Annotated in this window: 17 protein-coding genes; 5 read left to right on the plus strand and 12 right to left on the minus strand. The window is 68.2% G+C overall.

Annotated elements, in window-relative coordinates:
• The first annotated feature begins 32 nt into the window (after nucleotides 1-32).
• A complete protein-coding gene (locus tag HNP51_RS00735) occupies nucleotides 33-1,187 on the plus strand; it encodes a DUF1176 domain-containing protein (RefSeq protein ID WP_184265864.1) in 1,155 nt (384 codons plus the stop codon).
• 55 nt (nucleotides 1,188-1,242) lie between these two features.
• On the opposite strand, the gene HNP51_RS00740 is transcribed toward HNP51_RS00735, so the two are convergent.
• The 7 genes from HNP51_RS00740 to HNP51_RS00770 all read right to left on the minus strand — a co-directional run bounded on the left by HNP51_RS00740 (nucleotide 1,243) and on the right by HNP51_RS00770 (nucleotide 8,319).
• Nucleotides 1,243-3,033, minus strand: a complete 1,791-nt coding sequence (locus HNP51_RS00740; protein ID WP_184265867.1) for a DUF885 family protein — start codon at nucleotides 3,031-3,033, stop codon at nucleotides 1,243-1,245.
• 90 nt (nucleotides 3,034-3,123) lie between these two features.
• Nucleotides 3,124-4,965, minus strand: a complete 1,842-nt coding sequence (locus tag HNP51_RS00745) for a DUF885 family protein (RefSeq protein WP_184265870.1) — start codon at nucleotides 4,963-4,965, stop codon at nucleotides 3,124-3,126.
• Nucleotides 4,966-5,080: 115 nt separating this feature from the next.
• Complete coding sequence (locus HNP51_RS00750) at nucleotides 5,081-5,326, minus strand: hypothetical protein (RefSeq protein ID WP_184265874.1); 246 nt, start codon at nucleotides 5,324-5,326, stop codon at nucleotides 5,081-5,083.
• Between the two features lie 4 nt (nucleotides 5,327-5,330).
• On the minus strand, nucleotides 5,331-6,164 hold the full coding sequence (gene fghA, locus HNP51_RS00755) for an S-formylglutathione hydrolase (RefSeq protein WP_184265877.1): 834 nt from the start codon (nucleotides 6,162-6,164) through the stop codon (nucleotides 5,331-5,333).
• Between the two features lie 19 nt (nucleotides 6,165-6,183).
• Complete coding sequence (locus tag HNP51_RS00760) at nucleotides 6,184-6,732, minus strand: hypothetical protein (protein WP_184265880.1); 549 nt, start codon at nucleotides 6,730-6,732, stop codon at nucleotides 6,184-6,186.
• Nucleotides 6,733-6,743: 11 nt separating this feature from the next.
• Nucleotides 6,744-7,130 carry a VOC family protein gene (locus HNP51_RS00765; RefSeq protein WP_184265883.1) on the minus strand — a complete coding sequence of 129 codons (387 nt, stop codon included), beginning with the start codon at nucleotides 7,128-7,130 and terminating at the stop codon, nucleotides 6,744-6,746.
• 82 nt (nucleotides 7,131-7,212) lie between these two features.
• A complete protein-coding gene (locus tag HNP51_RS00770) occupies nucleotides 7,213-8,319 on the minus strand; it encodes an S-(hydroxymethyl)glutathione dehydrogenase/class III alcohol dehydrogenase (protein WP_184265886.1) in 1,107 nt (368 codons plus the stop codon).
• Between the two features lie 174 nt (nucleotides 8,320-8,493).
• On the opposite strand from HNP51_RS00770, the gene HNP51_RS00775 reads away from it, so the two are divergent.
• Together HNP51_RS00775 and HNP51_RS00780 are read left to right on the plus strand one after the other, a co-directional pair.
• Entirely contained in the window at nucleotides 8,494-9,384 is an 891-nt protein-coding gene (locus HNP51_RS00775; protein ID WP_184265889.1) for a LysR family transcriptional regulator, read from the plus strand.
• On the plus strand, nucleotides 9,381-10,082 hold the full coding sequence (locus HNP51_RS00780; protein ID WP_184265892.1) for an NAD-dependent deacylase: 702 nt from the start codon (nucleotides 9,381-9,383) through the stop codon (nucleotides 10,080-10,082). The genes HNP51_RS00775 and HNP51_RS00780 overlap by 4 nt, the downstream gene beginning before the upstream one ends.
• Here HNP51_RS00780 and HNP51_RS00785 read toward each other — a convergent pair.
• From HNP51_RS00785 to HNP51_RS00795, 3 genes are all read right to left on the minus strand, one after another.
• Nucleotides 10,079-10,402 (minus strand): YnfA family protein, encoded by a 324-nt coding sequence (locus tag HNP51_RS00785; protein ID WP_184265895.1) that lies wholly within the window; start codon nucleotides 10,400-10,402, stop codon nucleotides 10,079-10,081. The two genes, HNP51_RS00780 and HNP51_RS00785, sit on opposite strands and share 4 nt — an antisense overlap.
• Nucleotides 10,399-11,184, minus strand: coding sequence for an RNA methyltransferase (locus tag HNP51_RS00790; RefSeq protein ID WP_184265898.1), 786 nt, complete (start codon nucleotides 11,182-11,184; stop codon nucleotides 10,399-10,401). Before HNP51_RS00790 ends, HNP51_RS00785 begins: the two co-directional genes overlap by 4 nt.
• A 168-nt stretch (nucleotides 11,185-11,352) precedes the next feature.
• The gene (locus tag HNP51_RS00795; protein WP_184265901.1) at nucleotides 11,353-12,384 is read right to left on the minus strand and encodes a S1/P1 Nuclease; all 1,032 of its coding nucleotides are present in this window, start codon (nucleotides 12,382-12,384) and stop codon (nucleotides 11,353-11,355) included.
• Between the two features lie 402 nt (nucleotides 12,385-12,786).
• On the opposite strand from HNP51_RS00795, the gene HNP51_RS00800 reads away from it, so the two are divergent.
• A complete protein-coding gene (locus tag HNP51_RS00800) occupies nucleotides 12,787-13,341 on the plus strand; it encodes a 3D domain-containing protein (protein ID WP_184265905.1) in 555 nt (184 codons plus the stop codon).
• Nucleotides 13,342-13,514: 173 nt separating this feature from the next.
• Here the strand turns inward: HNP51_RS00800 and HNP51_RS00805 are convergent, their stop codons facing one another.
• Both HNP51_RS00805 and HNP51_RS00810 read right to left on the minus strand, forming a co-directional pair.
• Entirely contained in the window at nucleotides 13,515-13,853 is a 339-nt protein-coding gene (locus tag HNP51_RS00805) for an Mpo1-like protein (RefSeq protein WP_184265908.1), read from the minus strand.
• A 50-nt stretch (nucleotides 13,854-13,903) separates the two neighbouring features.
• Nucleotides 13,904-15,847: a DEAD/DEAH box helicase gene (locus HNP51_RS00810; protein ID WP_184265911.1), complete on the minus strand. Its 1,944-nt coding sequence runs from the start codon at nucleotides 15,845-15,847 to the stop codon at nucleotides 13,904-13,906.
• 222 nt (nucleotides 15,848-16,069) lie between these two features.
• On the opposite strand from HNP51_RS00810, the gene HNP51_RS00815 reads away from it, so the two are divergent.
• The gene (locus HNP51_RS00815) at nucleotides 16,070-16,285 is read left to right on the plus strand and encodes a flagellar basal body rod C-terminal domain-containing protein (protein ID WP_184265913.1); all 216 of its coding nucleotides are present in this window, start codon (nucleotides 16,070-16,072) and stop codon (nucleotides 16,283-16,285) included.
• Nucleotides 16,286-16,304 lie beyond the last annotated feature (19 nt).

Below are 16,304 nucleotides of genomic sequence, written 5' to 3' on the forward strand. Positions count from 1 at the left end.
AGGCCCCGATCCGACTTGAACCGGAGGCCGGCTTGACCGTTCATGGCGTCCCGCTCCTGTCGCCGGAAACGCCGCCCATGATGCTTCGCAGCCTGTTGCTTACCGCGTCCGCCGCCCTGGCCCTGGGGGCCTGTCAGGAAGGGGCTTCGACAGAGCCGACCGCCTCGACCGCCGTCGCAGCGGCGCCCGCCTCCCGCGACGCCGCGATAGCCACGGTCAAGACAGAGACCCGCAAGTTCCGCGACTGGCTGGTCGTCTGCGACAACGGCAACGCCTGCTCCGCCTTCGGTCCCGCGCCCGACGGTCAGGGCGGCTGGGTGCGCGTCAGCCTGGGCGCCGGTCCCGACGCCCGCCCCGCCGTCTCCGCCGGCTTCTGGGGGGATCAGGAAGAGGGCGGCGCCGGCCCCTTCACCCTGACGATCGACGGCCGCGCCTTCCCCGCCGCGCAGGCAATCGACCCCTCCAATGATCAGGCCTACGCCGGGATGATCGAGGGCGACGCCCTGCCGGTTGTGGACGCCCTGGCATCAGGCCGCCGCCTGACCCTGTCGCAGGGGACGGAGAGCACGCCCATCTCCCTCTCCGGGGCCGCCGCCGCCCTGCTGTGGATCGACGAGCGTCAGGGCCGCCTGAGCACGACGACTGCACTCGTGCGGCGCGGATCGAAGCCCGCCTCCACCGTGCCCGCCGCCCCGGCCCTGCCCGTGGTCCGCCCCGCCCCCGCGGTGGCCCAGACCAACCTGCCCAAGCCCGTCCTGTCCGCCGCCTTCGAGGCGCGGGCCGACGTGAAACAGTGCCGCGCCGACACCGTCCAGAGCCCGAACTTCCAGACCGCCGTCACCGTGGACCGCCTGTCGGCGGATCAGGAGTTGTGGGGCGTGCCCTGCTCGTCGGGGGCCTATAACTACAGCATGCGCTATTTCCTGACCGGCCCGAACGGGGCCGGTCCGCAGGCCCTCAGCTTCCCCACATCGCGCACGCCCGACGACGAGGTGGTGGACAGCGAATATGACCCCGGCAGCCGCACCCTGCGCGGCTTCAACAAGGGGCGCGGCATCGGCGACTGCGGCATCGACTCGCTCTGGGTCTGGACCGGCCGCGCCTTCGTCCTCGCGGCGGAGAGCGAGATGCGGGAATGCTGGGGCGTTCCGTCCGACCAGTGGCCGACGACCTGGCGCAGCCGCTGACATGAAAACGGCCCGGATGCGGACATCCGGGCCGGTCTTCAGTCGATACGGCCCCTCAACCCCGCATCTGGGCTTCCAGCACCGCCAGCGGCAGCGAGCCGTTCATCAACACCTTGTCGTGGAAGGCGCGCAGGTCGAAGCCGGGCCTAGCCTCGGCATCGGCCCGCAGGCGGGCGATGACCGTGTGGCCGACCTTGTAGGAGCAGGCCTGGCCCGGCCAGACGCAGTAGCGGTTGATCTCGCTGTTCGAGGCGTCCAGCGGCTTGGCGCCCGAGGCCGCCATGTACTCGACCGCCTGTTCGCGGCTCCAGCGCTCGGAATGCAGGCCGGTGTCGACCACCAGACGCACGGCGCGGAACAGGTAGGACATCAGGAAGCCGACGCGGCCCAGCGGGTTATCGGCATAGGCGTTCAGGTCGTTGGCGGCGACCGCCTCGGCGTACAGCGCCCAGCCCTCGTTGTAGGCTGAGAAGCCGCCCGCGCGGCGCCATTGCGGCAGTTCGCCCGACTCGCGCTGCAGGGCGACCTGCAGGTGGTGGCCCGGCGAGGCCTCGTGATAGGTCAGGGTCGGCAGGGCGAACTTCGGCCAGTTCCCGCTGTCGCGCAGGTTGATGTAGTAGGCGCCCGGTCGCGAGCCATCCAGCGGCGGCCCCTGATAATAGCCGCCCGGCGCCCCCGACTGGATCGACACCGGCACCCGGCGAATCTCGACGTGGGTCTTGGGCAGACGACCGAAGACCGTCGGCAGTTTCGGCTCCAGAGCCGCCACCTGCTGGTTCAGCCACTGCAGCAGTTCTTCCTTGCCCGCGTCGGTGTTGGGGAAGAGCTGGGCCGGGTCCTTGTTCAGGGCCTGGATGCGTTCGCCGACGGTGCCTTGCGTATAGCCCTGGGATTTCAGGATGGCGTCGATCTCGGCGCTGATCTCGGCCACCTGTTCGCGGCCCATCCTGTGGATCTCGGCGGCGCTCAGGGTGGTCGTCGTGTTGGACTTCAGACCGTTGGCGTAGAAGGCCTCGCCGTCGGGCAGACGCCAGACCCCGGCGTCGTGCGTCGCCTGCGGGCGGATGGCCTCCAGGGCCGCGACCTGACGGGCCAGGGCGGGCTTGATCTGCTGATCGACGATGGCGGCTGCGCGGGCGTCATAGCCCGACAGGTTCAGCGCGGCGGTCTTGCGCACCAGCGACTTGATCATGGCCAGGTCGGCGGCGGGCGTGTCGCGCAGGGTGCGGACCTGCGGCAGCATCCGGTCGATGATGAAGTCTGGGGGGATGACGCCCAGCCCAGCGTCCTCGCGCACCTTGTCCGTCTCGCCGTCCAGAACCCCGGCGAAGGCCGACAGGCGCGACAGGAAGGCGTCGGCGCCCGCCGCATCCTCGATGCGGTGCTGGTTGTCCATGAAGTCCGGCGTCTCGAAATAGGCGCCCGACAGCTGGGTCACGACATAGGGCGACGGACGGCCCGGCCCCGCGCCGTAAGCAAAGCGCGAGGTTTCGGCCGAGGTCTCGCGCCCGAAGGCGGCGATGGCGTAGTTCAGGGCGCCAGCTTCGGAAAGGCCCGTCTGGTCGAAGGCGCGCAAGCTCGCCCAGCGGCTGATGGCCTTGTCGCGGTCCTTGCGGATGGCGTCAGGACCGGCCTCGCTCAGCTGCGACGACAGACCGGCGCGGGCGCCCTTGTCCAGGCCCAGGTTGGTGGCGCGCTCGGGCGACTCGTCGATGTCGGCCTCGAACCAGCCGTCCAGCAGGGCGTTCAGGCGCGCATCCGCGTCATTGGCGGCGGCATGGGCCAGAGACGGCGCGACGGCGGCCGTGGCGGCGGCGGTCAGCAACAGGCGGCGGCGGTCGATCATGGTCTTACTCCCCGACGAGGACGGCGCGACGCCGCGCGCCCCCTCATACTCAGACAGTCGTCGGGCCGGCGCGCCCGGAGTTCAAAAGGCCTAGGCCGGCGTCCAGGCGTTCATGGTCCGCTCCAGCACCGTCAGCGGCACGCCGCCCAGGTTCAGGCCGGTGTCATGGAAGCCCTTGATGTCGAAACGGTCGCCCAGACGCTTCTTGGCGTCTTCGCGCAGCTTGACCCAGGTGGTGTGGCCGACCTTGTAGCTGGAGGCCTGACCCGGCCAGACGCAGTAGCGCTCGACCTCGGTGGCGATGCTGGATTCCTGATCGCCCAGGGTATCGACCATGTAGCGGATGCCCTGCTCGCGGCTCCAGCGCTTGTGGTGCAGACCGGAATCGACGACCAGACGCGCGGCGCGGAACATCAGCGACTGCAGATAGCCGATCTGGCCGAAGGGATCGTTCTCATAGGCGCCGATCTCGTCCGCCAGTTGCTCGGCGTACAGACCCCAGCCCTCGGAATAGGCCGAGAAGCCCATGACCTTCATCAGCAGCGGCGTATCCGGTTGCTCCTGCTGCAAGGCGATCTGGAAGTGATGCCCCGGCACCGCCTCGTGATAGGTCAGGGTCGGCAGGGTCCACTTGGGCCATTCCGCCGTGTCGCGCAGGTTGATGTAGTAGGCGCCCGGACGCGAACCATCCAGAGCCGGCGACTGATAATAGCCGCCCGGCGCCCCGGCCTCGGTGGCCTTGGGCACGCGCTTGATGTCGCACGGTGACTTGGGCAGGCGGCCGAAATAGTCCGGCATGCGCGCCTGCATGGCGACCATCTGGGCGTTCAGCTCCTGGATCAGCTCGTCCTTGGCCTCGTCCGTGTTCGGATAGACGAAGCGCGGATCCTTGCCGAGGGCGGCGATGCGCTCGCCGACCGTGCCCTGGGTCATGCCTTGCGCCTTCAGCAGGGCGTCGGCGCGGGCCGAGATGTCCGCCACCTGCTCCAGCCCCATCTGATGCACCTCGTCCGGCGTCATCGACGAGGTGGTGAAGTATTTCAGGCCGAAGCGGTAGTAGTCCTCGCCCTGCGGCAGACGCCAGACGCCGCCGTCGTGGGTGGCGCCGGGACGCACGGTCTTCAGGGCCTCGGCCTGACGCTGGATGGCCGGATAGACCTCGGCCGTCAGGATGGCCTGAGCCTTCGCGGCCCAGTCGCCGGGGATGTTCTTCTCGGCGGTGCGACGCGCAACCGACTCGCTCATCACCGAGTCGGCCGGGGCCATGCCGGTGATGGCGGCCATCTGGGTCAGGGTGCGGTCGATGACGAAGTCCGGCGGCACGGCGCCGGCGGCGAAATCGGCCTGCATCCGCTCGCGCTCGGCGTCCAGCCCCTTGGCGAAGTCCGACAGGCGCGACAGGTAGGCGTCGGCGTCGTCCGCCGCCTCGATGCGGTGCTGGCTGTCGAGGAAGTCGGGGATCTGCTGGTACGATCCCCCCAGCTGGCTGACCGTATAGGGCGAGGGGAACATGCCCCCGCCATAGGGGAAGGCGTAGCCCTCCTGCACCGTGTCGCCGAAGAACTCGAGCGAGTCGTAGTAGGTCTGCTCGGTGGCCGTCAGCTGAGCCTTGTCGATGGCCTTAACAGCCGCCATGCCCTCATTGAACTTGGCCTTGTCCGCATCGATCTTGGCCTGGGAGCGATCACTCAGCTTGAAGCGGGCGGCGGCCATCGGTCCCCGATCCATGCCCAGAGCGGTCAGGGTCTCGGGGTCGGACAGGATCATCTCCTGCGCGATCTTGTCCAGCAGGGCAAGGAACTGGGTCGAGGCGGGCCCCGCAGGGGCGGCTGCGGGGGCCCCCGCAGCCTGGGCCAGGGCGCGTGCGGCGCCGGAGGTCGCGAACGCGCCTCCAAGCGCAGCGGTCATCAACAGGCGGCGACGGTCCATCATCGAGGCTTCCTCCCAAAAGCAGTTGGGAAGGACACTATCGAAGCGACACCGCCCCGCAAGGCGTCACCGTCACGCGGCGGATGAAGTTTCGTCCACCCGCCGCCGTTGGATCAGATCAGTCGGGCTGGACGTGGGCCTTGAGGCAGTCCCGCACGGCCTTCTTCAGGTCGCCGGGCGCATTGGGTTCGTCCACACCGTCGGCGGCCAGCACCGCCTTCATGGCGGCGTCCAGACCCTTGGGCAGGGCCGCGATCACCTTCTTCTGACCCTTGTCATGCAGGCAGAAGCCCACCTCGCTGCACAGGGCGGCGAACATTTCGTCGAAGTCCACGTGGTCGAAATTGGGGGCGGCGTCGGTCATCGTTTCAGGCTTTCAGGCGGGTCGCATGGAAGGCCACGTGGTCGTCCACGAAGCTGGCCATGAAGAAGTAGGAGTGATCATAGCCCGGCTGCATCCGCAGGGTAAGCCGCTGTCCCGCCGCCTTCGCCGCCGCCGCCAGCAACTCCGGCTTCAACTGCTCGGCCAGGAAGGGATCGGCGTCGCCCTGATCCACCAGGATGTCGTCGAAACGGCCCGCCGCCGCGCCGCCTTCGATCAGCAGGGCGGCGTCGTGTTTGGCCCACTCTGCGCGGTCCTCGCCCAGATAGGCGGACAACGCCTTCTCGCCCCAGGGACAGCGCGTCGGCGACGAGATGGGGGCAAAGGCCGAGACCGATTTGAACAGGTCGGGGTGGCGCAGGGCGAGCGTCAGCGCCCCGTGGCCGCCCATGGAATGACCGAAGATCGAACGCGTCTTCGTGGTCGGGCATTCGGCGTCGATCAGGGCGATCAGCTCGTCCGTGACGTAGCTTTCCATGCGGAAGTGCGGCGCCCAGGGCGCTTGCGTGGCGTCGACATAGAAGCCTGCGCCCTGCCCCAGGTCATAGGCGGGGTCGTCGGCCACCCCTTCGCCGCGCGGGCTGGTGTCGGGCGCGACGATGATGAAGCCATGTTCAGCGGCGGCCTTGTAGGCCCCGGCCTTGGTGGTGAAATTATCCTCGGTGCAGGTCAGGCCCGACAGCCAGATCAGGACCGGGAACGGCCCCTCGCCCGCGGGCGTGAACACTGACAGGGTCATGGGCGTGCCGGTCGTCGCGCTGTCATGCTTCAGATAGCGCAACGTGCCGCCGTAAACGGCGTGGCTCTTGGTGGTTTCCATCAACTCAGACTCCTGAAGATCAGTCAGGCCAGACGCGGGCCATGAAGGCGTCGTCCAGTCGGCCGCCGTCCTTCGGGAAATAGCTGTACCAGTCGCGCGGTATCGGCGGGTTGGCCCCGGCGGGCGGCGCGCCGCCGCCCCAGGCCTCGAAACCGACGCCGACCAGGATCGGTCCCTCGCGCACGGCGGGGGCCGGCACGGCCTCGACCGCCTTGACCACGGCCGCGACAGTTTCCGCGCTGGCGGCCGGCTCGCCGGTCACGACCCACGCCTTCGAGCGCCCGCCCGGCTTGACCATCAGCAGCAACATGCCCGAGGCGCCGGCCTGGGCGGGGGCCGCGCGAATCGCCCCCTCAGCCGCAATCGCCGCCGCATTGACATAGGGCGACAGGGCCGCGACCTCGACCCGCGCCTTCATCACCGGATCGGGCAGATAGAGAACCACGTCCTTGCCCACCCAGGCCTCGGCGGGGGTCTCCGCCGCCACGGGCGCAGGCTCGCGATTGCAGGCGGCGAGGCCCATGACGACCGCAAGGGCCATGATCGACGCGGTCGCCGCCTTCTTCATCGTTTCAGTCCTCAGCCCGGCCGGTGAACGGCGCAGATCTTGTTGCCCGACGGATCGCGCAGATAGGCCAGGTGCATCTTGCCGAAGGGGGTGTCGCGCGGACCCGCCGGGTCCTCGATGGCCGTGCCGCCCGCCGCCACGCCGGCCTCGGCGAAGGCGACGACCGCTTCCGGGCTGGCGGCGGCGAAACCGATGGTGCCGCCGTTGGCGTGACAGGCGGGCTCGCCGTCGCGCGGCGTGACCACGCCCAGCATGCCGCGCGGCGTCATGTACCAGACGCCCGGCCGGGGTTGGTCATTGTAGGCGCCGGGCTGATGGCCCAGGGCGCCGAGCACCGCGTCATAGAATTTGTGCGACGCCTCGACGTCGTTGGCGCCCAGGGTGACGTGCGTGAACATGATCTTCCTCCCGATGTGACGCCCGGCCGGTTCGCCGGGCGCCGCAAGCTAGGCTTGGTCAGTTTCGTTTGGCAACGTTCTTTTAGAAGACGATCACCGAGCGGATGCTCTTGCCTTCATGCATCAGGTCAAAGGCCTCGTTGATGCGTTCCAGCGGCAGAGTGTGCGTGATCATGGGGTCGATCTCGATCTTGCCGTCCATGTACCAGTCGACGATCTTGGGCGTGTCGGTGCGGCCGCGCGCGCCGCCGAAGGCCGAGCCCTTCCAGACGCGGCCCGTGACCAGCTGGAACGGACGGGTCGAGATCTCCTTGCCCGCCTCGGCCACGCCGATGACGATGCTCTCGCCCCAGCCCCGGTGGCAGGCTTCCAGCGCCTGACGCATGACCACGGTGTTGCCGGTGCAGTCGAAGGTGTAGTCGGCGCCGCCGCCGGTCAGTTCGACCAGATGGGCCACCACGTCCGAGACGTCCTTGGGATTGACGAAGTGGGTCATGCCGAAGCGGCGGCCCCATTCTTCCTTGTCTGCGTTGATGTCGACGCCGACGATCATGTCGGCCCCGACCAGCTTCAGCCCCTGGATGACGTTCAGGCCGATGCCGCCCAGACCGAAGACCACGGCGTTGGCGCCCGGCTCGACCTTGGCCGTGTTGACCACCGCGCCCACGCCCGTCGTCACGCCGCAGCCGATGTAGCAGGCCTTGTCGAAGGGAGCGTCCTTGCGGATCTTGGCGACGGCGATCTCGGGCAGCACCGTGTAGTTCGAGAAGGTCGAGCAACCCATGTAGTGGGCGATGGCCTGACCCTTGTAGGAAAAGCGCGAGGTGCCGTCCGGCATCAGACCCTTGCCTTGGGTCGAGCGGATCGAGGTGCAGAGGTTGGTTTTGCGGCTGAGGCACGACTTACACTGGCGGCATTCCGGCGTGTAGAGCGGGATGACGTGGTCGCCGACGGCGAGGCTGGTCACGCCCGGCCCGACCTCGACCACCACGCCCGCGCCCTCGTGGCCCAGAATGCTGGGGAAGATGCCCTCGCTGTCCAGACCGTCCAGCGTATAGGCGTCGGTGTGGCAGACGCCCGTCGCCTTGATCTCGATCAGCACCTCGCCCGCGCGCGGGCCTTCCAGATCGACCTCGACGATTTCGAGCGGGCGTTTGGCTTCAAACGCAACAGCGGCGCGGGTTTTCATGGTCTTGATCCTTGGGACGTCTCTAACGCTCGCCGCACGGCGGCTCGCTGCTTGAGAGACAGAAGGCTTGAGTAGTGAATTGGCGTCTGTTCTACGCCGGTCGCGGCGGGGCGGATATGGCGACAACCGCAAAACATTATTGTCGCACCGCAACAATCATGATCGAACGTCCCGATGAGCCGCTGGGACGGGATCGACGAATTCACCGCTGTCGCCGAACAGGCCAGCTTCTCGGCCGCAGCCCGGCGCCTGGGCCTGTCGACCTCGGCGGTCAGCCGCGAGATCGCCCGGCTGGAGGATCGGCTGCAGACCCGCCTGCTGCATCGCACCACCCGCCGGGTCGAGCTGACCGACGCGGGCCGCGACTTCCTGGCCCGCTGCCGTCGCCTGATTGACGAACGCGACGAGGCCCTGGCCGCCGTCCAGCCCGATGATCAGGCCCCGCGCGGCCTGCTGCGCATGACCTGCTCGGTCTCCTACGGCGAGCGCTTCATCGCCCCCGCCGTCAACGCCTTCGCGCGCCAGAACCCGGAGCTGAGGATCGAGCTGGATCTGGACAACCGGCTGCGAGACCTGGTCGGCGACGGCTATGATCTGGCGGTGCGGTTCGGCCACCTGACTGACTCGCGGCTGATGGCGCGGCGGCTGGCCTCGCGACGACTGATCCTGTGCGCCAGCCCCGACTACCTGGCGAGGCGGGGCGCCCCGCGCGACCTGTCCGAGATCGCCAGCCACGACGGCCTGATCGGCTCGTCCGAGCAATGGCGTTTCACCGAGGCCGGGCGCGAAGTCAGCCTGCGCCCCACCGGCCGCTGGCGCTGCAACTCCGGCGCGGCGGTGCTCGACGCCGCCCTGCAAGGCCTCGGCCTGTGCCAGTTGCCCGACTTCTACGTCGCCGAAGCTCTGACGTCGGGCGCGTTGGCCTCCCTGCTCGACGAGGCCCGCCCGCCCGACGAAGGCGTCTGGGCCGTCCATCCCCACCCCCGCCACGTCCCGCCCAAGGTCCGCGCCATGATCGACTGGCTGCATGACAGCCTGGCTAGCGCACAAAGGAGCCCCGCATGAACCTCGTCGTCCTGACCGGCGCCGGCGTCTCGGCCGAGAGCGGCGTGCCGACCTTCCGCGCCTCGGACGGGCTATGGGAGGGGCATCGTATCGAGGAGGTGGCGACGCCTGAGGGATTCGCGGCCAACCCGGCCGTGGTGCAGGATTTCTACAACCAGCGGCGGCGGCATCTGGCGCGCGTGCAGCCCAACGCCGCGCACCGAGCTCTGGCCGATGTGGCGGCGCGGTGGGATGGCGACTTCCTTCTGGTGACGCAGAACGTCGACGACCTGCACGACCGGGCGCACCTTGAACGGCCGCCCGCACCGGGCTTCGAACTGATCCACATGCACGGTGAACTGAACAAGGCGCGCTGCACCGCGTCGGGTGTCGTCTGCGACTGGACCGGAGATCTGGAAGCTGAGCACGCCTCGCCGCATCACCCGCAGGGGATTATGCGGCCGCACATCGTCTGGTTCGGGGAGATGCCGCTGGAGATGGAGCGGATCGAGGCGGTCTTGGAAAGGTGCGACCTGTTCGTCTCCATCGGCACCTCCGGCGCGGTCTATCCGGCGGCGGGCTTCGTCCAGTCGGCGCGGATGGCCGGGGCGCGGACGGTGGAGATCAATCTGGAGCCGACGCAGGGCGCGCGCCTGTTCGACAGAGGCGTCTATGGCCCCGCCACCGAGGCCGTGCCGGGGTTCTTCGCGGACCTCTAGGCTCGCGGTCCGAGCAGGATCACCCCCGCCCCGATCAGGCAGACCGCTCCGCCAACCAGGTCCCAGCGGTCCGGCGTCGTCTTCTCGACCAGCGCCATCCACGCCAGCGAGGCGACGATATAGACCCCGCCGTAGGCCGCAAACGCCCGCCCCGCCGTCTCGGCCGGAACCAGGGTCAGCAGCCAGGCGAAGGCGATCAGACTGATCACGCCCGGAATCAGCCAGACCGGCGACCGGTCCAGCTTCAGCCAGGCCCAGAAGGCGAAGCAGCCGCCGATCTCCGCCAAGGCTGCGAGGGGGTAGATGAGGGCGAGCTTCACTCGCCCTTCTTCGCTTCCGCCGCGCGCTTCTCAGCCAGCTTGGCCAGCACCCGGCCGCGGCCCTTGGCGAGGGCGTGGATGGCGCCGCGCATGGTGGCGACCTCCTGTTCGGTGAAGGCCGCGCGGCCCAGCATGACGCGCAGGTTCTGGCTCATCGACGGCTTCTTCTCGGGAGGATGGAAGAAGCCGCCGGCGTCCAGCTCCGCTTCGAAGTGTTCGTACATGCCTACCAGCAGTTCGTTCGAGGCGGGCGGATCGCCCTCCCGGAAGCGCGGCGGGGGGGCGTCAAGGATCAGGGTGCGCCACTCATAGGCGTTGATGGCCACGGCCTGGGCCAGGTTCAGCGAATGGTGCTTGGGGTCGATCGGGATGGTGGTGATCCCGGCGCACAGGGCGATGTCGGTGGTCTCCAGCCCCGCCCGCTCACCGCCGAACAGCAGGCCGGTCTTCAGGCCCGACGCCGTGTCGTCATAGAGGATGCGGGCGCTCTCGCGCGGGGTGCGCACCGGCTGGCGCGTCTCACGCGGGCGGGCGGTGGTGGCGAAGACGGTGTTCAGGTCATGAACGGCCTCGGCCACGCTGTCGAAGACGCGCACGCCCTCCAGCACCCAGTCCGCGCCGGAGGCGGTGGCCCAGGCGCGCTCCTGGGGCCAGCCGTCGCGCGGCGTGACCAGGCGCAGTTCCGACAGGCCGAAGTTCGCCATGACGCGAGCGACCGCGCCAATGTTCTCGGCCATCTGGGACTTGTCGAGGATGACGACGGGGGGCGTGAGTTCAGTCATGGGGCGGTCTTTAGCCCTTCTCCCCTTGAGGGAGAAGGTGGCCCGTAGGGTCGGATGAGGGGTGTCGGCGCGACGTTGGACAGGAAGCCCTCAGCCCAGCTTCCTCGCACCCCTCATCCGTCAGGCTTCGCCTGCCACCTTCTCCCTCAAGGGAAGAAGGAAGCGGGATCAGTCCTCGCCGATCATCGAGGTCCAGGGGTCGACCGCGCCGGCTTCGACCTCGGCCACCTTGACGGCGGGCCAGCCGATGGAGGCCGTGCCGCTCTCGCGCCAGCTGAGGATGATCAGGTCGCGCAGTTCCGAGGCGCCAGCCGCCAGACGCTCGTTGACGAAGGCCGCGCCGCGCGGGTCGGCGTCCTTGAAGCCGCCCGCCTTCTCCAGATGGTAGAAGGGAATGACTGTGCCCAGGGTGGTCTTCAGATAGCCGGCGGTGCGGGCGCGCAGGTCCAGGCCCGAGACCTGAGGCTGGCTCATCGCCGCCTCGACCGTGTCCAGACGAGCGACGCGCGAGGCGAACTCGCCCTCGAACACGCCGTGGGTGCGGCGCGAGTTGGTGAAGCCCTCCGGATTGGGATAGTCGCCCCATCCGTTGAAGTGGATCGACAGGTGGTGCGGCTGCGAGCCGTCGCCGACATAGTGGGCCAGGACGCCGATGTCGCGCAGGATCAGGGCCTCGCGGCGCTCGCGGTCGGCGCGGTACCAGGCCTTCTTGCCGGGATCCATCTCGCGGCCCTCGGCGGCGGTCAGCACGCGCCAGTAGGCGAAGTCGCGGCCCAGGTTCTGATAGGCGTCCATCATGGCGTAGGGCAGGTAGCCGACCTCATCGATCTTGAGCCCCGCCTGGACCAGGGCCGTGTCGAAGTCCGACTTGAGACGCGGCAGGGCGTCGATGGAGGGCCCCTTCTCGTTCATGGCGAAGCCGTTGTCGTCGAAGTCGATGAAGTGGGCCGTGTCGCGCTCGCGGTCATGCGGCTGGCCGCCCCCCTTCCAACGGTCGGGCTCGCGCGCCAGTTCGCCGACGTCGGCGATCGAGGCCGGGGTCCGCAGGAAGGCCGGCAGGTCGTCGCTCAAAGCCCGCATGGCCGCGACGCCGATCAGACGGTGGCCGGTATTGCCCCAGGCGTCGACCTGAACGGCGGGAGCCGCGACCAGCATCAGGGCGGCGGCGGAGATCATCAGGCGTTTGACTTGACGCTTCATCGGAGGACACCGGCGGAAAATTTCGAAGGGAAACGACCGCTTATCCCATTCCCGGCCCCGCCTCCACCCATACGGTCCACGACGTGGCCGCACGATCACGCCGACGTTATCTTAAACCGAAACACAGACTTTCTTCGCAATAAAGTGTTACACGAGCAGACTTAGGTGTTAACCGGATAGCTGATCCCATCAGTATAGAAGCCAAGCCTCACGAATACTGAATTCGTTGCTGCCACATATGCTGTGACATTTAGACGATATGCTCATGGGCCTGTGGACTAATCGAACAATGATCGTGACGCAGGGCCGCACCTGATCTCATTCGCCGCGTTTTTGCCACAATTGGAGATCAGAAACCCGTTGCCGGATCGTGTCGGGACCGGTGCTTCCTGAGTTTGTTCGATGCTGAACACAGCCGCTGCGCTTGCCATGTTCTGGGCGATGGCCTTCTCCGGTTCCGGAGAGCCTCAGCCCTATGAAGCCGTTGTCGCTATCGATACGGCTGCAGTGGAAACCGCCGTAGCGGATGAAAGTTCCATCGATGCCTCCGCCCTCTCCGCCGAACAGGCCGAGCTGATGGCGGGCGATCCCGACTGGCGCGCCTCGGCCCGCCTCTATCACGCCGGCGGCGGCGGCGCGACGGGCAACGACTCGCTCGGCTGCCGTCCGATCGCCATGCGCACGGTCGCCGTCGACCCCCGCGTTATCCCGCGTCGCACCAAGTTGTTCATCCGCGAAACGGTCGGCATGCGCCTAGCCAACGGCGAGGTTCACGACGGCTACTGGTACGCCTCGGACACCGGCGGCGCGATCAAGGGCGCCAAGATCGACCTCTATACCGGCCACGGTCGCGGCTCGATGCAGCAGGCCCGCAGCCTGAACATGAAGACCCTGACCATCGCTGACGCCGGCGATTTCGACGGCTGCCCGCCCGCCTGGCAGACGGCTTCGAACTAAGAGCGACCTATCCCGCAGACAAAAAGGCGACCGGAGCGATCCGGTCGCCTTTTTGCTGTTCGGCTGCTCGTCATCCCGGAAGTCCGCAGGGCTATCCGGGATCGCAGCAAACTCGGCGTCCTGAGCGCCCCCCGCTCTACGCCTTCGGCTGCGGCCGGGATGACGGATGCGGACTAGAACCGTCTTTTCCCGCTGACCGTCTCGAAGAACAGCCGGAAGTCGCCCATCAGGCTCCACAGCGGATATTGGAAGGTCGCCGGCCGGTTCTTCTCGAAGAAGAAATGCCCGACCCAGGCAAAGCCGTAGCCGACCAGCGGCATGGCCAGCAGCCACCAGGGGTTTCCACTCCAGGCAAAGGCCAGGAAGGCGGCGATCACCAGCCCCGTCCCGACCACATGGATGCGGCGGCAGGTCCGGTTGGAATGTTCGTGGATGTAATAGGGATAGAAAGCCGCAAAGGAGGCGTATCGCTCTCCAGGGTCGCGGCCAGTCTGCGGATCGCCTGCGGTCATGGCCGCAGCCTGCCCCCGGATCGAACCGGGGGCAAGTCAGCGATCATGGATCAGTCGAAGCGCTTGCCGGGCTTGCCGGCCTTGTTGAACGGCTTGGCGCCGGCCGGTTTGCCGCCCGGCTTGAAGCCGCCCGGCTTCGCGCCGAAGGGCTTCTTGGCGTAAGGCTTGTCGCCGTCCGTGCGCGGGCCGCGCTCAGCGTCGGTGCGCGGGGCGTAGGGCTTCTTCTTGAAGTCCGGGCGCGGGCCGTCGCCGGTGCGCTCGTCGCGGTTGAACGGCTTCTTGGCGAAGGCCGGACGGTCGCCGCCACGGTCGTCGTCGCGCTTCTTGAACGGCTTCTTGAAGCCGCCGCCGCCCGGCGTCGGAGCTTCCGACGGGGTGATGGTGACGTCGTCGCGCGGGCTGTTCTTCAGGGCGTCGCGGAACAGGCCTTCGTGGGTCTTGGCGATCTCGAAGCGGGTCTCATCCGGGAAGGTGCGGATCGCGCCGATTTCCTTCTTGGTGATGTGACCGACGCGGCAGATCAGCGGGATCAGCCATTTCGGGTCGGCGTTCTTGTTGCGGCCCACATCCATGCGGAACCAGACGACTTCGTCGGCCTGCAGGCGGTCGCCCGGCCACGGGGTCGGCGAGAAGTCCTCACCGCCGCCGGCGGCGCTGCGGTCGCGTCCGCGCGGCTGATGGATTGCGCCCGGATCGAGCAGGTCTTCCGGCGCTGGCAGGTCCTTCTTGATCACGCGGATCAGGGCGGCGGCGATTTCGTCGGCGGTGCGCTCGCTCATCAGGCGACGCGCCAGCACCATGTCCTCTTCGGTCACGGCCTGTTCGAAGATGTCGCCGCCCAGCAGGCGGGTTTCGTCCTTGGCCAGGATTTCTTCAGCCGTGGGGGCGCCGGCCCAGGTGGCGTCGACGCCAGCCGAGTTCAGCAGCATCTCGGCCTTGCGGCGGCGCGTGTGCGGCACCAGCAGGATCGAGACGCCCTTCTTGCCCGCGCGGCCGGTACGGCCCGAACGGTGCAGCATGGTCGCCTTGTTGATCGGCAGTTCGGCGTGGATCACCAGGCCCAGGTCAGGCAGGTCCAGACCGCGCGCGGCCACGTCGGTGGCGACGCAGACGCGGGCGCGGCCGTCGCGCAGGGCTTGCAGGGCGTCGGTGCGCTCGCGCTGGCCCATTTCGCCGGACAGGGAGACGGTCGAGAAGCCGCGCTCCAGCAGCGACGACTGCAGGTGACGCACGCTGTCGCGGGTCGAGCAGAAGACCAGGGCGCCCGGCGCTTCATAGAAGCGCAGCACGTTGACGACAGCGTGCTCGATCTCGTTCGGGGCGATGCGCAGGGCGCGGTATTCGATGTCGCTGTGCGGGGCGCTGCGGTCGACGGTGTCGATGCGCACGGCGTCGCGCTGATAGCGCTTGGCCAGCAAGGCGATGTCGCGGGCGATGGTGGCCGAGAACAGCAGGGTGCGGCGCTCGGGCGGCGACTGCTCGAGGATGTATTCAAGGTCCTCGCGGAAGCCCATGTCGAGCATCTCGTCGGCCTCGTCGAGCACCAGCACTCTCAGCGCCGACAGGTCGAGGTTGCCGCGGTCGATGTGGTCCTTCAGGCGGCCGGGGGTGCCGACCACGATGTGGATGCCGAAGTTCAGCGCGCGGGCTTCCTTGCGGGCGTCCATGCCGCCGACGCAGGTGGTGATCTTGGCGCCCGACTGGCCGTACAGCCATTCCAGCTCGGCCGAGACCTGCAGCGCCAGTTCGCGCGTCGGCGCGATCGCCAGCATCAGCGGCGCGTCGGCAGGCCCGAAGCTTTCGTTGTCGCCCAGCAGGGTCGAAGCCGCCGCCAGACCGAAGGCCACCGTCTTGCCCGATCCGGTCTGGGCCGAGACCAGCATGTCGGCCTCGCCGTGGCCATCCAGAACCGCCGCCTGGACGGGCGTGGGCTCAGCATAGCCTTTGTTGACGAGAGCGCGGTCTAGCGCGGGGTGGATCGCGGGAAAGGGCATATACGACCTGAAAAAGAGCAATGCGGCCGCCGAAACGACCGCGCCCGGCCAAGGCAAACAGCCGGCCGGGCGAGGAGAAGACCGCCTCTATACACCAATATTGGCCCCGATGCGGCGTGTTTCCGGAAAAAGACCGCCGTTCACCACGCTTGTTCAGGCGACATTGATCGCAAAGCCACGATCCTGACCGCTCGCACACCTTCCCGTCGCCCGGAGACCGCCATGACGATCCCGCCCCTGAGCATCGCCGCCGCCGGGATGCAGAACGCCGCCAACCGCTTCGAGGCCAGCGCGCGTCGCACGGCCTCGGGCTCGCTGGATGATCTGGCGGTCGAGGCGGTCGAGCAGATCCGCGCCAAGACAGACTTCGCGGCCAATGCTGCTGTCGTTCGCACCGCCGACGAGATGGTCGGAACCCTGTTGGACGTGCTGGCCTAAACCTATTCCGCTCATCCGC

It is taken from the genome of Brevundimonas bullata, assembly GCF_014207965.1.
In the GTDB taxonomy this organism is placed as follows: domain Bacteria; phylum Pseudomonadota; class Alphaproteobacteria; order Caulobacterales; family Caulobacteraceae; genus Brevundimonas; species Brevundimonas bullata_A.

Bases quoted from the DNA above. Each gene is read 5' to 3' on its own strand.
- HNP51_RS00740 (WP_184265867.1), bottom strand. From the start codon at position 3,033: ATGATCGACCGCCGCCGCCTGTTGCTGACCGCCGCCGCCACGGCCGCC.
- HNP51_RS00745 (WP_184265870.1), bottom strand. From the start codon at position 4,965: ATGATGGACCGTCGCCGCCTGTTGATGACCGCTGCGCTTGGAGGCGCG.
- HNP51_RS00750 (WP_184265874.1), bottom strand. From the start codon at position 5,326: ATGACCGACGCCGCCCCCAATTTCGACCACGTGGACTTCGACGAAATG.
- fghA (WP_184265877.1), bottom strand. From the start codon at position 6,164: ATGGAAACCACCAAGAGCCACGCCGTTTACGGCGGCACGTTGCGCTAT.
- HNP51_RS00760 (WP_184265880.1), bottom strand. From the start codon at position 6,732: ATGAAGAAGGCGGCGACCGCGTCGATCATGGCCCTTGCGGTCGTCATG.
- HNP51_RS00765 (WP_184265883.1), bottom strand. From the start codon at position 7,130: ATGTTCACGCACGTCACCCTGGGCGCCAACGACGTCGAGGCGTCGCAC.
- HNP51_RS00770 (WP_184265886.1), bottom strand. From the start codon at position 8,319: ATGAAAACCCGCGCCGCTGTTGCGTTTGAAGCCAAACGCCCGCTCGAA.
- HNP51_RS00775 (WP_184265889.1), top strand. From the start codon at position 8,494: ATGAGCCGCTGGGACGGGATCGACGAATTCACCGCTGTCGCCGAACAG.
- HNP51_RS00780 (WP_184265892.1), top strand. From the start codon at position 9,381: ATGAACCTCGTCGTCCTGACCGGCGCCGGCGTCTCGGCCGAGAGCGGC.
- HNP51_RS00790 (WP_184265898.1), bottom strand. From the start codon at position 11,184: ATGACTGAACTCACGCCCCCCGTCGTCATCCTCGACAAGTCCCAGATG.
- HNP51_RS00795 (WP_184265901.1), bottom strand. From the start codon at position 12,384: ATGAAGCGTCAAGTCAAACGCCTGATGATCTCCGCCGCCGCCCTGATG.
- HNP51_RS00800 (WP_184265905.1), top strand. From the start codon at position 12,787: ATGCTGAACACAGCCGCTGCGCTTGCCATGTTCTGGGCGATGGCCTTC.
- HNP51_RS00805 (WP_184265908.1), bottom strand. From the start codon at position 13,853: ATGACCGCAGGCGATCCGCAGACTGGCCGCGACCCTGGAGAGCGATAC.
- HNP51_RS00810 (WP_184265911.1), bottom strand. From the start codon at position 15,847: ATGCCCTTTCCCGCGATCCACCCCGCGCTAGACCGCGCTCTCGTCAAC.
- HNP51_RS00815 (WP_184265913.1), top strand. From the start codon at position 16,070: ATGACGATCCCGCCCCTGAGCATCGCCGCCGCCGGGATGCAGAACGCC.